Genomic DNA, 16,189 nt, shown 5'->3' on the forward strand with positions numbered 1-16,189 from the left:
CCGTATGATGTTGTAGAACATGGTCAGAATGTGCTTTATTTTCCATCCTGTGACGGCATATGTGCAGAAATATCCACGCCGAGTCCATGAGCCAAACGTCCGCCAAGCTGCCCATCCGCCCGGAAGAAGTGGCACAGGGCACGCATTTGAATATCAACAGATACCCCCTTAAGGTCATTGATCAGATTATCAAGCAAATGCTGCTGCTCTACAGGAGTAAATGAACGGAAAAGCTCCCCTGACTGCGTATAATCATCCGTCTTCTCGATTTTCTCGCGTGTAACATGCCCTTGCAACGGAACCTGACTGTCCCGGTATGCCGGATCTTCTTGCGGGCTGTTTCCTGAACTGTTGGGTTCATAGTTCACCGGAGATGGGTCCTGATTCACATTCATGAGTCCATCACGCTGATGATTACGAACGGGTGCGTACGGGCAATTCACCGGAATTTGCAAATAGTTCGGTCCAAGCCGGTGACGCTGTGTATCTGGATAGGAGAATAGGCGTCCTTGCAGCAATTTGTCTTCGGAAGGCTCAATTCCGGGTACAAGCGCACTAGGAGAAAAGGCCGCCTGTTCCACTTCAGCAAAGAAGTTTTGTGGATTCCGATTCAGGGTCATGGTCCCTACCGTATGGAACGGCAATACATCTTCAGGCCAAGTTTTGGTTGGGTCGAGTGGATCAAAAGCAAAATCATCCATTTGCTCCGGCTTCAAGAGCTGTACCTGAAGCTTCCACTGCGGGTACTGCCCGTTCTTGATATGTTCATGCAGGTCCCGGGTAGCATGATTAAAGTCTTGCCCCTGTACCTCGGCAGCTTCCTGACGAGAGAAGCCTCGCACGCCTTGTGCAGACTCCCATTTGTATTTCACATAGTGGACCTGTCCCTGTGCATTAATCCATTTGAAAGCATGTACGCTGAAACCATCCATCTCCCGATAACTTGCTGGTGTGCCCAGATCAGAGAACAACCAGGTCATCATATGTGTTGATTCCGGTGAGAGGGTCATAAAGTCCCAATATCGGGCAGGTTCCTGAATGTTTGTATCCGGAGCCGGCTTCAAGGAATGCACCATATCAGGGAACTTCATCGCATCACGAATGAAGAAAACGGGCAGATGATTACCGACAATATCATAGTTGCCTTCCCGTGTGTAAAATTTGACGGAAAATCCACGTGGATCTCGTGCAGTCTCTGGTGATCCCGTACCATGAATAACGGTTGAAAAACGAACCAGCACATCCGTCTCCGTACCTGGATCTTGTAGGAAGTCAGCTGTTGTATACTCCTTCATACTTTGCTCTAGCGTGAATACGCCATGAGCACCTGCTCCTCTTGCATGAACCACCCGTTCTGGAATACGTTCACGGTCAAAGTGGGCTATTTTCTCAATGAGATGGTAGTCTTCAAGCAATGTCGGCCCTCTTCTGCCTGCTGTGCGGGAATTCTGGTTGTCACCTACAGGTGCTCCCTGATTTGTTGTCATACGTTCTGTCATCATGTCGTCCTCCTCTAATGGGTCTCACGGCTGTTATATATCTACTATTAAAATCATATTCGGCTTCGGTTTAAATATACATTTAGACTTGATCTAACTGTTAAATTGATTCTAACATGTCCCACTCTACTCTTGCATGAGGTTCACATGAGATTAAGATGAGGTTCTTCAACATTCATGAATGAACTATGAACATGTTTTAAGGGAATGATTCTGATCTGCCTCTCTATTAGGTAGTACCCGAAAAAGCATGAAGTGAAAGATAAAATTTGGGCAAAAAAAAGCGGACTAATCCGCCAGGCGGTAGCCCACTCCTCTTACTGTTACAATATATTGCGGCGAAGACGCATTATCGCCCAATTTTTTGCGCAAGCTTTTGATATGAACATCGACCACATTACTTCCACCCGTAAAGTCCGTCTCCCAGATATCGCTGAGCATTTCCTCACGGGAAATGACTGCACCTTTGGCATCAATCAGCTTGAGTAACAGATCATATTCGGTCTTGGTTAGATGAATCCGGTTATTATCGCGCTGTACACTCATCCGTTCACGATCGAGCCACAGATCTTTAAATCCGATACGGTGCCCTTCCTCAGGCAAAAAACCACGGTTGGGCAGAGCAGGGCTGTTGCCAATCATGCGCTGCACTCGGTAAAGTGCTTCCTGCGGGCGTGCAGGCCACACCAGCAATTCCTCCTGAAGCATCGGTCCACTTGCACTGCCAATCATCTTCTCACCAACCAGATACAAACAAGGGGTTGTATGCTCAGCCTCACGATTCAATCGGCTGCTAATGCCGGCAAATGCATCGATAGTTCCAGCAACAGACAGATCATAGATCAACAGATCAAAGACAAGACGCTCATGCAGGTCCGGTTCCCAACGATGGAAGACCAGTACATCAAAGCAACTATCCGTTAAGGCCTTTACCAGTTCATGAACCTGCCCCGGCATCGGGCTGATCAGAATAACACGCCGTGTAACCGGACAATTGTCCACAAGGGGTGTTGAGTCAGACAAGGCTGGTTTAACCCTTAGGGGTAAACGGCGGCCAGGCAGTTTTATTTTTACTTGATCCGTTTGTTTCTGCATTCCCCGCAGACACCTCCAAAGACCACATGAGCATGATCGATTGCATATCCGGTTTCTTCAGCTACCTGTTTCATCCATTGTGGAGGAACCTCTGTCATCACCTCGTCCACTTTGCCGCACACTTCACACATAATATGCTGATGATCATCCATACGGGCATCGTACCGGCTTGCTGTCTCTCCGAGTTTAAGTTCCCGTATCAATTCTTTGTCCGTCAGATAACGAAGAGAATTATACACCGTACCATAGGCCAGATTATATCCTTGTTCCACGAGTCGATTCATGACATCAGCAGCTGTCGGATGATCCTCTGAATGGCGCACCACATCATATACTGCTTGTCGTTGTATCGTCAGATTTAAAGTTCTCACAACCATTTCTCCTTTATTATTGATCCATTTTATATGAAATCAGACACTGATCTTCTACTTATGATGGTCTTCCCAAAAAGAAGGAATATATTTTGATTTAGATTAAGTATAAATCTTATTGCATATTGAAGTCAATATCACTCTAACATCCTGTATATGCAAATAAAACATCTTTCCCAGCAATCCCCTCATAAATTTGGGATATTATGGTTCGCTACAGCACCACTTTTCAGATAAAATATAGGGATGTGCGTAAAAAGGGGGAATGTCGGTTGTTTAGCACTTTTTTCATTAATATCTGTGTCATGATTACGTTTATGTATGTATCCGGGATCATCGCAAAGTTCTATAGTATCCGATTGCCTTTTCCCTCGTTACGTGTTCAGTTGATCGGCGGCTTATTATTCGGTATATATGGCACAGTACTCATGAACTATTCATTCCCTCTGAACGAAACTACAATTGTAGATCTACGGCATCTGGCCATCGTTACCGCAGCGGTATATATGGGAGGATTGGCTTCGGTCATTACGGGACTCATGATCTCGGTCATTCGTATTCTGATGTTCGGCTTATCATCCTCTGCCATAGATGCAGGTTTTGTCATGACTCTGATCGGACTGTCCGGTGTATACTTCGCCTATGCTCCTTGGTCCAGACTGACCAAAATAATTACAATGAATCTGCTTGGCATGACATTAATCTTTATCATCCTTATGTTGAATACAGACAGCATGAATTCATTAATGAAGATATATCCGTTACAAATGACCATTTCTTTTGCCGGTGGAATATTTATCTATTTCATTGCAGAATTCATTAATAAATCTAATGAAATGTTATTTCTATTGGAAAAAAGAGCTTCTACCGATCATCTTACCAACCTGAGCAATCGACGACAGTTCGAAAAATCACTTCAACTGGAACTTCAGCGTGCGCGGGATTACCAACAGAAGCTTTCCTTGCTTGCCATTGATATTGACCGATTCAAAAAGGTAAATGACACCTATGGTCATTCCGCTGGCGATGCGGTCCTGAAGCAACTTGGACGACTGCTTGTTGAGCATGCACGTTCTGCTGATATCGTGTCACGAAACGGTGGGGAAGAATTCGCCATTCTCTTGCTCGACTGTGGACACCGTCAGGCCGTGGCTACCGCCGAATCTATACGACAGGCTGTAGAGAAATACCATTTTGCTCTGCCTGACGGGCACACGACACGTCTAACCATCTCCATTGGTGTAGCCGTGTACCCCGATCATTGTGATGATCATGACGATGACGATTTCTTCGAACAGGCCGATCGTGCTTTATATGAAGCCAAGAATACAGGGCGTAACCGTGTGTGCGCCTTAACTTTTCGCTCCTTGCCTCTTACACTTTAAAGTAAGATCTAACCTTTCAACGTTCTCCAAAAAGAGGGATGTCTCGTTCGCCCATTCAGGCGCACAGGACATCCCTTTCTTTATAGATCATTGCATATCATCTCAGCTTGTGTAATGACAGGAGATCAAGCAAGGATGCTCTCAATCTCCTCCACAATGGCAGCATCCAGCTTCACGCCAGATGCAGCCGCGTTCTCTTTTACCTGCTCGGGACGACTCGCCCCTACAAGTGCACTGGATACATTGTTTTGGCGCAGAATCCAGGCAAGGGCCAGTTGCCCAACCTTCAGATCCAGCTTGTCCGCCACTTCAATCAGTTGACGAACTTTCCCGATACGATCCGCATTGATCTTTCCTTCGTCCCATCCTAGCTTGGCAGCACGGCTATTCTCTGGGATATCGGAAACGGACGTATATTTCCCGGTCAATAGACCTTGAGCAAGCGGGGAATATACGACTTGTCCGATGCCTTTACGCTCACCGAGCGGGATAATTTCATTTTCGATATAACGGTCAAACATGTTGTACACCGGCTGATTAACCACGATACGATCCAGAAGCAGACGATCTGCTGTACCCAACGCAGCTTCCATCTGAGCCGCTGTCCACTGGCTGACGCCTACATATAACACTTTGCCTTGGCGTACCAGATCATCGAGCGCGCGGAGTGTTTCTTCAATTGGTGTTTCGGTATGATAACGATGGCAGTAATAGATATCCACATATTCAACGCCCAGGCGCTTCAAGCTGGCTTCACATTGCTCCTTGATATGTTTGCGAGACAGCCCTTGGTCATTCGGACCATCACCCATTTTGCCAAATACTTTGGTTGCAAGTACATAAGAGTCACGGGAATATGCTTTGAGCGTCTGCCCCAGCAGTTCTTCTGCTGCACCCCGTTCGTATACATTGGCAGTATCAAAAAAGTTAATGCCTTCATCAAATGCAGTTTCAATTGATTTCACCGCATTCTCACGTTCCACATACCCTCCGTACGTCAGCCAGCTTCCCAGGCTGATCTCGCTGACTTTCAGTCCGCTTCCACCTAATCTGCGATAATCCAATGTACATCCTCCTCTGTTGGTTATAAAGATGAAGTTCACATTCTATTGTAACGTAACCAGCTCGGAATAAAAGGGCTTTGGCTCAGAAAATGGAAAATGAAAAGAAGCGCACCTATAACAGGTGCGCCGAATAAAGATTTGTTCTCTGATCATGATTTAAGGCAAAGTAATGCTCAATGCATTCAACAGATCAGCCTGTCTGACCGGCTTGGTTAGAACAGCATCAAAGGCTTCTGCTTCATGCAATTCAATGTGCATACCATAAGGAACAAGAACAATGACGGGCAGATTCTCCAGTCGCTGTTTCAGTTCATGTACAAAATCAACCGCGCCACCTTCCATTAATCCCATATCCACAACGGCTACATCCGGCATGAATCCTTCCTTGATCCAATCATGCGCTAATGTCAAACCCGAGGTCATGTGTACATCCATCTCCCACCTACGCATCAGGGAAGAGACACCTTGCAAAATATCAGGGTCCTTGGCAAGCAACACCTTTTTCCCTTTTAACCGTTGCTGAACACTTGCGAGTTGAGGTAACTCCCAGTATCTGCGCAATGGAAGGGAGATGTTGAATTCCGTCTCATTTTCCTTCACACTACTCACCTGAATACGGCCATGCATGAGAATGGCAAGATTCTGGCTTACAGCTAAACCTAGATTGCTTCCAATCAGTTTTTGGATATTCAAATTTTCATCTTGGCTGTTAAAGGTTGGGGTCTTCTTGTCCGATAACATCTGACCCGTGTACTTCACCTTGAGCTGAAGTGTACCGGTCTCCTCCAATTCTTCTCCGTTCACCACTGCTGTGATCAGAACGGAACCTTCACGCGTTGAATCGAGAGCATACTGAATGACGTGTGCAAGCAACTGTCCAATCTTGACTTCATCCCCAACGAACACTTGAGATACATTCAGTTCAAGATTTAATCCCAGCTCAATGTTCTTGCCCGTCGCAATCCCGGCATAGAGATACACGGTATTCTCAATGGTGCCTACCAGATCAAACGGATCATCATGTATAACCGTTTTACCTGCTTCATTAATGTTGAAATTCATCATATTATTCAGCAAGGAAAGCAGAATATTGCCGCTTGTCTCAATCATGTTCACATATTCGGACTGCTCCTCAGGCATATCCGGTGTGCGCATCAGATCTGTCAGTCCCAAAATACCGTTCAAAGGATTGCGAATCTCGTGACTCATTAGCTTCAACATCTGTGTTTTGGTCATAGCCTCAGATTCGGCACGTTCTTTCTCTGCCTGGAGCTGTTCTTGCATTTGTTCCGAATCACTCAATTTCCGCTCCTGAACATGCAACGTGCTTTCCAGATCAACAACATAACCCAGGAATACAGCCATCGCCTTCAGTGTCTTCATATCGGTTTCGCTGATTACATAACCAGGATCATCCATCAGACAGATGGTACCAAATGTTTCGCCCGATCTTCTCATAATAGGCACGCCCACGAAGAAGCGATTGCCAAGTCCGCTCGTAACGCCCATGGATCGTGTCATCGGATGTTCACATGTATCCGGGATCGTAAGCACGTTACCGTTGTCTCTTAATACCAGGCTGCAATATGAATCCGTAAATGGAAGTGCACTGCCTTTAACAACTAACTCTTCCGTACGATTAAAGGCCTCCAAAATGACATTGGTCACCCCGTCATTCGTGGCAACAAAGATGGTATTGACCTTCAATATACCACTTAATACGTCTACGATGTGGGCCGCAGCTTCCTTTATATCTTCATAGAAGCCTCTTGTAATGCCTTCTGCCGTCCCCATGATTCACCCCTCTTATCTTAGCTGCACTTTCAAATCTGTATTTCAGAATGTTTAATCACGTACAGGGGTCATCAAAAATCCGAATAGCTGTCACAATCTATACTTATATGATTAACACCGTAGAAGTATAAGAGAATCATACTCCCTGCCTATTGCCCATTTGTGGACAAAAGCAGGTCTTAAACGGATGGTTTAACGACCGCGAATTCATTGCAACTCGCCTTTTCAGCTTGATTAAAGTCCATCTTGTCCGACTTTGGATATTATACTTGCAGAATAACTAGAAATTATACGCTTCCGCTCAGACTTTGGGAACCTTTATCCGCAGCAATTAAAGGAAAGTCCACTTTGTTCAGTAAGCTGTGTGATCATGATCACACCCAAAAAACCACATATAGTTTATAAATGGATAAGACGAATCTACATATAGTATTTAACGTGAATTGAATGATAACCAAAATCATTTTAGGAGGAACCTTACATGAACATGCTTGAGTATGCCACCCCACCGGCATCCGATCTATTATCCGACCTGGGAAGACGAATTATTGGCGCAGAAGACGCCGATACGCTGAGGGAAAATGCAAATCTGAACGGGGATTCCTTCAGTGGTAAGATGAGCAGGCTCGGTTCGGAGACCGCCAAGTGGCATGCTCTGCGTCATGTGTTGCCGGAAGAGCTTGCCCAAGCTGTAGAGAATGGGGATCTGTATGTACACGATCTGGATCAGTATGCACTTGGAACGACCAACTGTATCTTTATCCCGTTTGACCGTCTCCTTGCTGCGGGTTTCAACACAGGTAACGGATCGGTTCGCACACCTCAGACGATCATGTCTGCCATGGCTCTGGTTGCGATCATCTTCCAATCCCAGCAGAACAGTCAATATGGCGGTGTATCGGCCAATAAAATTGACTGGGATCTGGCCCCTTATGTACAGCGATCGTTCCGCAAACACTACCGCAAAGGGCAACGGCTCTTTGGTGAAAATGTTCTGATCGGGGATGAACAGCTTCATCTGGATAGCATCGAAGCGAAGAATCAATGTCCGCGGGCATATGCCTTCGCCTATGAAGAGACTGAATTGGAGACAGGACAAGCTGCTGAATCACTGATTCATAACCTGAATACGATGAGCAGCCGGGCGGGTGGTCAGATTCCATTTACTTCACTGAACTATGGATTATGTACTTCTGCGGAAGGACGGTTGGTATCACGCTCGTTGCTGGAAGCAACCATTCGAGGCCTGGGCAACGGGGAGACTCCCGTGTTCCCTCAACATATTTTCCAATGTAAACAGGGGATCAATCAGGCTCAAGGAGAGCCGAACTATGATCTGTTCCGGCTCGCAGTCACCTGTTCATCCCGGCGGATGTATCCTAACTTTGTCAATGTGGATGCCTCTTTCAATCTGCCTTTTTATCATCCGGAAGATCCGGATACGATCATCGCAACCATGGGATGCCGCACACGTACACTGGCTGACCGGTTTGGTCGCAATCGTCAAAGTGGTAAAGGTAATCTGTCCTTCAACACCATTAACCTCGTGAAGCTCGGCATACGGTTTGGCATCTGCCAAGGTGCAAGAGCTGTCGCTGACCGAACCGGATTCTATACTGCTTTGGAGTCAGTTATGCATAATGCTGCTTCCGGCCTGCTGCACCGCTACCGAATTCAGACAGCACAGCCTGCCAAGGCATCGGACTTCATGATGCGGGAGGGTGTATGGGAAGGTGGAGAACAGCTTGGCCCGAACGAGCCGGTTGCCGAGCTGTTAAAGCATGGAACATTATCTCTTGGTTTTATCGGTCTCGCGGAATGTATGACAGCTCTCTATGGGCGCCATCATGGGCAGGACCCTCATGTACATCGCGAAGCGCTCAACATTATTCGGACCATGAGAGAGTTCTGTGACCGGATGAGCGAGCAGCATAACTTGAATATCACACTGTTTGCCACACCTGCTGAAGGGTTGTCCGGCAAATTCACGAAGATCGACAGAGAGCGTTATGGCATTATTCCCGGAGTGAATGATCGGGAGTATTATACGAATTCATTCCATATCCCGGTCTACCACACGCTTCCAGCATATCGGAAGATTGAACTGGAGGCCCCATTCCACACTTTATGTAACGCGGGTGCGATCTCCTATGTGGAGCTTGACGGAAACGTTCGGGCCAACACCGCAGCTTTCCTGCGAATTGTACAGTATGCACTTGCGCAGGATATCGGTTATTTCTCCATTAATCATCCAATTGATCGCTGCCCTGCATGTGGTTATGAAGGCGTCATTGGGGATGTATGCCCAAACTGTGGAGCCCACGAGAACCATGTACACTTCCAGCGGTTACGCCGCGTAACTGGCTATCTGACCGGAGATTACAAAGTACGCTTCAATGCTGCAAAGCAGGCCGAAGTGCGGGATCGGGTGAAACACCGGTGAATCTATATGGTTACATCCCGGAATCGGTAAATGAAGGGACCGGCCTGCGTGCCGTGTTGTTCATCAGCGGATGTCTTCACGCCTGTCCGGGCTGCTTCAGTCCGGATTCATGGAGCTTTCGAGCGGGTGAGCCCTTTACAGAGGAGCGGCAACAGCAGATTCTGCATGAAGTGACGACCCATCCGTTACTGGATGGCGTTACGTTGTGTGGTGGTGATCCCTTTTTCTCGGCAGCAGAATGTACGTCTTGGGTTCAGCAGCTCCGCGCTGCACGTCCTGATCTGACGGTATGGGCCTACACGGGATTCGAATATGAAGAACTGATTACCGACCCTGCAAGAGCGGAGCTTGCCCGGTTGTGCGATGTGATTATTGACGGTCGATACGTTGAAGCGGAGCGTGATGTTTCCCTTCCCTTTCGCGGCAGCCGGAATCAGCGTTTGATTGATGTCCGTGCAACACTAGCCACTCGAACCATCGTTACAATGCAGCTCAGTATGCTGTAAACATTGGTTTTATTCCCCTCACCAACTAACAAGGCACGGGTCCCCAGCGGACTCGTGTCTTGTTGGCGTATAGCGGTCTTCTTTAAGAAATAGGTTTTATCCATTCTCTCTATTTTCTTCTCTATTGCATGACGATATATAATATAGATAGTTATTAAGTTAGCATTTAAAATTTAACCGTTTACATAAGGTAACCAGGGAGGAATCATCTTTTATATGGATATTGTTCAAGCATTAATTACATGTATGCCTTTCTTTCGAGATACGATTCGTCAGGATGTAACCCTCTCCGTGATTGATCATGAGAAATTCCTATATTTCTCAGCAGGGGAATCGTTAAAACAACTGAATTATCAACCCGGCGACCCTCTATTGGATGGAAATCGAAATTTTGCTGATCTCAACGGCGGTACAGTCAAACGATTCGATCACTACCCTAAAGATTTATTCGGTGTTCCTTTTGACGTGGCTTTTATCCCCATTAAAAATGAAAAAGGTGAAGTCATCGCCCTGTTTAATCTGCTCTACAGTATGGATGACCAAGACCAGTTGCAACAGCTCATGGATGCTACCGAAAATCTGACTAACCAGTTAATTGACAGTGTACAGCATGTAGCTGCACACTCCGAGGAACTCAGTGCCACAACCGAAGAGATCCGGAACAATTCCAAACAAGCCGTACAGAAATCAGGCAATGTCACTCAGGTCGCCAGTTTCATTCGCGAAATCTCCGAACAAACCAATCTGCTTGGCTTGAATGCAGCTATAGAAGCTGCCCGTGTAGGGGAAGCTGGTGCAGGTTTTGGCGTTGTTGCCAAAGAAATTCGCAAACTGTCTGTCGATACCAAAGAAGCAACGGCCCGTATTGAAGATTCTCTTCTCTCGGTTCGGCAATCCATTCAAGGCATGGAGAATGAACTGGGTGAGATCACTGCAAGCTCCCAAGAGCAGGCTGAACTCGTAAACAATTTCATGAGCACAATTGAGCAACTGAATAAAACCAACAAACAATTGAAGCAATTTGTGCAAAAAATGATTACGTTTGACGGAAAATAAAAATACGTTTAATGGACAATACAAGCAGGGTTCATATCATAGGAATTTGCATAATTCGAATCCTACCGCTCAGGGGATTTATGCAAAATGGTCATTAAACAACAAACTAAGCCTCCGAATACATTCGGAGGCTTTTTCATGAGTTATTTGACTTAACGAATCTCGAAGTGACTGATGCGCACACCCGAAGACAACACAATGTATACATCCTGCGCACCTGATGCACCTGTGAGTTCCGCCTTCACGGTAGACCACTGCTGGGCTTCACCTTGTGCCAGTTCCACACGTCCTGCGAGCGTACCGTCTGGTGAACCGAGTCGAACTTCCAACACAGCGCCTGCTTTTTCCGCGGATACACGAGCTTCAATTGCTGCTGCCCCACTACCCAGATCGGCATCCTTAAAGGCAATCCATCCTTGCTCACCAACTACACGGACAGCACTTCCGCCCTCTTTGCTTTCATCCAGATCAACACCCAGGTAAGCATCATAATTCTCGGCACGAGTAGCCACACCCAGATTACGGGCAGGGATCGTCTCTCCTTCTACCGTCAGGTCTGCAACCAGCTGAACATCGGAGGATGACTTGGCAACCATAATAGAGTAAGTTCCACTTTCCACGACATACCGATCACGAGTTACATCCCAGATTGCCAGTTCCTGAACAGGCAAAGTAAAGCCGACCTTCGCTGTAGCTCCCGCTTCGATATGAAGACGACGGAATCCTTTTAACGTTTTGAGTGGACGTTTCACCCGGGATTTACCTGCACGAATATACAACTGTACAACCTCGTCACTGGCGATTGCACCGGTATTAGTCACATCTACAGTTACCGTAACGTTGCCCTCTGTACCCACTTGAGTTGGGCTAAGTTCCAAATTGCTGTATTTAAACGTCGCATACGTCAGACCATGTCCAAACGGATACAGTACATTTCCTTCAAAATATTGATACGTACGACCGGATTGAATAATATCGTAATCTTTGATGTCGGTCAGTTGATCTGCCGATTGTACCCATGTCATATTCAGACGGCCTGCTGGTGCATAGTCGCCATACAAGACGTCAGCTACTGCGTTACCCAGTTCCTGTCCTGCGTGTGAAGTATACAATACCGCCGGGATGTTCTCCTGAACCCAGTTGGATGTGAACGGATAACTACCCACGATGACAACTACCGTGTTCGGGTTCGCGGCATAGACCGCCTCAACCAGACGTTGCTGGGATTCGGCGAGATCCAGACTTGGACGGTCAATCTCTTCTTTACCATTTACAAGCGGATTATTACCAACAAAGACAATCGCCGTTTCCGCAGCCTTAGCCGCTGCTACCGCTTCTTCAAGTCCGTTCACAATCACATCCTGCTTGAACGTCTCTGTGGCACCAAAGGTTTTCAGTTCTTCGGACACTACGAATGCATCGTTTCCACCATTAGGTGCAGTCACCGTTTTGCCATTCCAAGTAGTCAGACCTACACTGCCATCCTCTTGTGGCAACAGGTGGAATACTTCCTTCACGAACCAGCCGTATACTTCATCAGCGGAAGCCGTTACGGTCTCTTCATCTGTGGTCAGATATTTGCCGTTGCTTTCGGCCTGCAAGGTATAACTTCCGAAGCCCCAGTCGGACACCATAAACGTCTCCGCTTCTCCCGAAGCAATCACAGGTGATTTTTCACCTTCTGCCAGTCCAATTTTCTTCCCACTGGCTACGGAAGTTAACGTAATACGGTCATTGCCATCCTTAAACGATACTTTATCGTTGCCTACTTTGCCACGGATCGCCTCAAGCGGGGATACGTTATACGGCATGGTGCCTGCATACCAGTCACGATAGACCGTTCCACCCAACTGACCAATCACAGCCACTTTACCAGCTCTTGTTTTGTCCAGCGGGAGCGTGCCTTTGTCGTTTTTGAGCAATACCACTTGTTCTCTTGCAGCTCTGAGCGACAGTTCTTTTGCTTTCTCTGTCATCATGGACTCTTCACCAATAGAAGCGTACGGGTTGCCTTCTTCCGGATCGAACTCGCCCAGACGGAAACGCACACGGAACGTATTGAACAACGCCTTATCGATGTCATCCATCGTGAGTGTACCTTGTTCCAATCCTTCACGCAGTGCCTGTTTGGACAGCTCAGCATCATCGGTGATGCTATCAATTCCAGCTTTAACAGACTCTACCGTACCTGGTGTGTGGGAATCATAGTATTTATGATCATTCTTGATGCCCATTACATCGCCTGCATCACTGACAATGAAACCATCCATGCCCCATTCGCCTTTGACAATCTCGTTCACAAAAGGATGCAACAACGCTGGCGTACCATTAATGGAGTTGTACGCCGTCATCATGGACTGTGCGCCGCCTTCCTTAAATGGCTTCTCAAACGCCTTCAGATAATATTCACGCATGTTACGTGGATCAATGCTGGACGAACCACTTCCGCGATCCACTTCGTTATTATTGGCGAGGAAATGCTTCAAGGTAGCGACCGCTTTGTAATACTTCGGATGGTCGCCCTGAATTCCTTTCACCAATGCTGTTGTCAGCTCGGCTGTCAGTTCCGGATCTTCACCATACGCCTCTTCATTCCGTCCCCAGCGCGGGTCACGTTCCATATCCACTGTAGGTGCCCACAGCGTAAGACCGTTCACTGCCGGATTTCGTTTATAAAATACACGCGCCTCGTCTCCGAGCACGGAGCCAATCTCTTTCATCAGATCCGCATCCCATGTGCATGCAAGCCCCACCGGTTGTGGGAAGGATGTTGCTTCTCCAAGCCAGGCCAGGCCGTGTGCCGCTTCTGTTCCATGTTTGTATGCAGGCACACCCAGGCGTTCTACTGCCGGCTGATATTGCAGCATGGATTCAATTTTTTCATCTTCCGTCAAGCGGGATACAAGGTCCTTCACCCGGGTGTCTAACTCTAGTGCTGTATCTTGAAACGGATATTTCGTTTGGTTGGTCGTCATATAGAATCTCCTTTGGTTATCGGTAGTTAATTAAAATGATAGCGAATACATATCTCAAGTAAAAACGGGGGTTAATTCGGATGAAATATTTCTTCCGATGGATCAATTAATCCTTTTATAATCAACGTTTACAGGTGTAAAACTTGATCTCCTTTTCAAAACCTAAAACGATTTCGGTAATCTTATCATATAGCATGTTTAACAAAAAAAACAGAGGTTCTGCGCAGGAAATTGTGAACATCCCCTCTGCAAAATCTGAACAACACCGTTTTTTCCTGGCATAGTCTGGCAATCATGAATAAGAGTACAACGATGTGCGCTGAACAACACCCCATGCGATAGATTGAAGATAATCAAGGAGGAAAAAAAATGAGCGACAATCAGCAGCCCAAGACGGGTCTGCCCCCGGTCCCCGAATCGCTGTGGCGTGCTACGCATCAATTCGATGCCTATCCAAAACTGACCGAAGATATCACCGCGGATGTAGCGATTATTGGTGCCGGTATTGCCGGGATCACTACAGCCTATCTGCTCGCGCAGACGGGTATGCGTGTAGTCGTGCTGGAAGCTGGAAAAGTATTGGATGGCACGACCGGTCATACCACTGCCAAGGTATCTGCACAGCACGGTGTCATATTTGATGAAATTATGCATCACTTCGGACAAGAACAGGCTCGGATGTACTATGAAGGCAATGCCGATGCAGCCAAGTGGATGCGCAATTTGGTGAAGGAAAAACAGATTGATTGCCAGTGGGCAGAGGAAGATGCCTACGTCTACATTCAGTCGGAGGAAAACATCAAAAAACTGGAGATCGAGCTGACCGCCTATGGCAAACTCAATATCCCTGGTGAGTGGGTAGATCCACTCCCTATTCCAGTTCCCGCAAGGGCAGGCATTCGCATGCCGGGTCAGGCACGATTTGATCCGCTGGCCTACCTGCACTACTTGCTCGATTCCGCTGTGAAACAAGGGGTGCGTATCTATGAGCACACCACCGTAACCGATGTGGAGGAGGATGCTTCCCTGCATGTCAGAACTTATGGAGATGGCCCATCCGTAACAGCGGAACATATTGTCGTGGCTTCTCATTTTCCCGTCTATGATCCCGGATTTTATTTCACACGATTACACGCCGAACGATCCTACGCTGTATTAGTCGAACCGGAGAAACCCTATGCAGGCGGCATGTACATCTCGGACGATACACCTTACCGCTCCTTGCGTACCGTCTTACATAACGGAAAGGAACACATCCTTTTTGGCGGCGAAAATCACAAAACTGGACAAGGCATCTGTACCTTTGGTCATTATGAACGCCTAGAGCAGTTCGCAGCGGAGACATTTGGCATTCGCAACATTCCTTTTCGCTGGTCAGCCCAGGATCTGATCTCCATCGACAAGGTGCCTTACATCGGACCGATTACCGGAAGACATGAACGAGTCTATGTGGCGACCGGGTTTGCCAAATGGGGAATGACAACTGGCACGATGGCAGGACACCTTCTTGCGGATCGCATCACCGGTCGTGACAACCCTCATGCTGCCATATTCGATCCGGCAAGATTCAAGGCCGATCCTGGTATGAAACACTTTATTGTGGAAAATGTGAATGTAGCCAAGGAATTAATCTCCGGTAAAGTAGGCATTGTGCACAAAAAGGTTAGCGATATTGGTGAAGACGAAGGAGCCGTCGTTCGTCATAATGGCAAACGTGCTGGCGCCTACAAGGACACCAGTGGCAAGCTGTTTCTGGTGGATACCACCTGCACCCATCTGGGTTGCGAAGTCGAATGGAACGAGGGCGAACGTTCGTGGGATTGCCCATGCCATGGTTCCCGCTTTGATTATGCAGGCCATGTCATTGAGGGCCCTGCTGTGGAAGACCTTAAAGTCCTGGATGCACAAGAATAACCGACATTTAGCGATTAACCTGTAACCAAAGAAACAAAAGTTCATCTCACAGACCGGATCGGAATCCGCCTCCAGACGGAAGTAACC

At 47.2% G+C, this 16,189-nt stretch carries 11 protein-coding genes; 5 read left to right on the plus strand and 6 right to left on the minus strand.

Annotation, left to right across the window (positions count from 1 at the left end; all coding sequences use genetic code 11):
* Positions 1-35 precede the first annotated feature (35 nt).
* The 3 genes from V6668_RS28145 to V6668_RS28155 all read right to left on the minus strand — a co-directional run bounded on the left by V6668_RS28145 (position 36) and on the right by V6668_RS28155 (position 2,965).
* Positions 36-1,499: a catalase gene (locus tag V6668_RS28145; protein WP_036667842.1), complete on the minus strand. Its 1,464-nt coding sequence runs from the start codon at positions 1,497-1,499 to the stop codon at positions 36-38.
* Positions 1,500-1,787: 288 nt separating this feature from the next.
* Positions 1,788-2,594, minus strand: coding sequence for a winged helix-turn-helix transcriptional regulator (locus tag V6668_RS28150; protein ID WP_036612804.1), 807 nt, complete (start codon positions 2,592-2,594; stop codon positions 1,788-1,790).
* Positions 2,570-2,965, minus strand: a complete 396-nt coding sequence (locus V6668_RS28155; protein ID WP_036612807.1) for a Fur family transcriptional regulator — start codon at positions 2,963-2,965, stop codon at positions 2,570-2,572. Before V6668_RS28155 ends, V6668_RS28150 begins: the two co-directional genes overlap by 25 nt.
* 272 nt (positions 2,966-3,237) lie before the next feature.
* On the opposite strand from V6668_RS28155, the gene V6668_RS28160 reads away from it, so the two are divergent.
* Positions 3,238-4,350, plus strand: coding sequence for a GGDEF domain-containing protein (locus V6668_RS28160; RefSeq protein ID WP_036667843.1), 1,113 nt, complete (start codon positions 3,238-3,240; stop codon positions 4,348-4,350).
* Positions 4,351-4,475: 125 nt separating this feature from the next.
* Here the strand turns inward: V6668_RS28160 and V6668_RS28165 are convergent, their stop codons facing one another.
* Both V6668_RS28165 and V6668_RS28170 read right to left on the minus strand, forming a co-directional pair.
* A complete protein-coding gene (locus tag V6668_RS28165; protein ID WP_047840782.1) occupies positions 4,476-5,414 on the minus strand; it encodes an aldo/keto reductase family protein in 939 nt (312 codons plus the stop codon).
* 156 nt (positions 5,415-5,570) lie between these two features.
* Complete coding sequence (locus V6668_RS28170; protein WP_338707226.1) at positions 5,571-7,208, minus strand: hybrid sensor histidine kinase/response regulator; 1,638 nt, start codon at positions 7,206-7,208, stop codon at positions 5,571-5,573.
* Between the two features lie 481 nt (positions 7,209-7,689).
* Between V6668_RS28170 and V6668_RS28175 the strand changes: the two genes are divergently transcribed.
* The 3 genes from V6668_RS28175 (at position 7,690) to V6668_RS28185 (ending at position 11,213) form a co-directional block, all read left to right on the plus strand.
* Positions 7,690-9,651, plus strand: coding sequence for an anaerobic ribonucleoside triphosphate reductase (locus V6668_RS28175; protein WP_338707227.1), 1,962 nt, complete (start codon positions 7,690-7,692; stop codon positions 9,649-9,651).
* Complete coding sequence (gene nrdG, locus V6668_RS28180; RefSeq protein WP_338707228.1) at positions 9,648-10,157, plus strand: anaerobic ribonucleoside-triphosphate reductase activating protein; 510 nt, start codon at positions 9,648-9,650, stop codon at positions 10,155-10,157. The genes V6668_RS28175 and nrdG overlap by 4 nt, the downstream gene beginning before the upstream one ends.
* Positions 10,158-10,373: 216 nt before the next feature.
* Positions 10,374-11,213 (plus strand): methyl-accepting chemotaxis protein, encoded by an 840-nt coding sequence (locus V6668_RS28185; protein WP_338707229.1) that lies wholly within the window; start codon positions 10,374-10,376, stop codon positions 11,211-11,213.
* A 152-nt stretch (positions 11,214-11,365) separates the two neighbouring features.
* Here V6668_RS28185 and V6668_RS28190 read toward each other — a convergent pair whose 3' ends face one another.
* Positions 11,366-14,188, minus strand: coding sequence for a glycoside hydrolase family 3 C-terminal domain-containing protein (locus tag V6668_RS28190; RefSeq protein WP_338707230.1), 2,823 nt, complete (start codon positions 14,186-14,188; stop codon positions 11,366-11,368).
* Positions 14,189-14,557: 369 nt separating this feature from the next.
* Between V6668_RS28190 and V6668_RS28195 the strand changes: the two genes are divergently transcribed.
* On the plus strand, positions 14,558-16,102 hold the full coding sequence (locus V6668_RS28195) for an FAD-dependent oxidoreductase (RefSeq protein ID WP_338707231.1): 1,545 nt from the start codon (positions 14,558-14,560) through the stop codon (positions 16,100-16,102).
* Positions 16,103-16,189: the final 87 nt, after the last annotated feature.

The organism is Paenibacillus amylolyticus (assembly GCF_036894225.1).
In the GTDB taxonomy this organism is placed as follows: domain Bacteria; phylum Bacillota; class Bacilli; order Paenibacillales; family Paenibacillaceae; genus Paenibacillus; species Paenibacillus amylolyticus.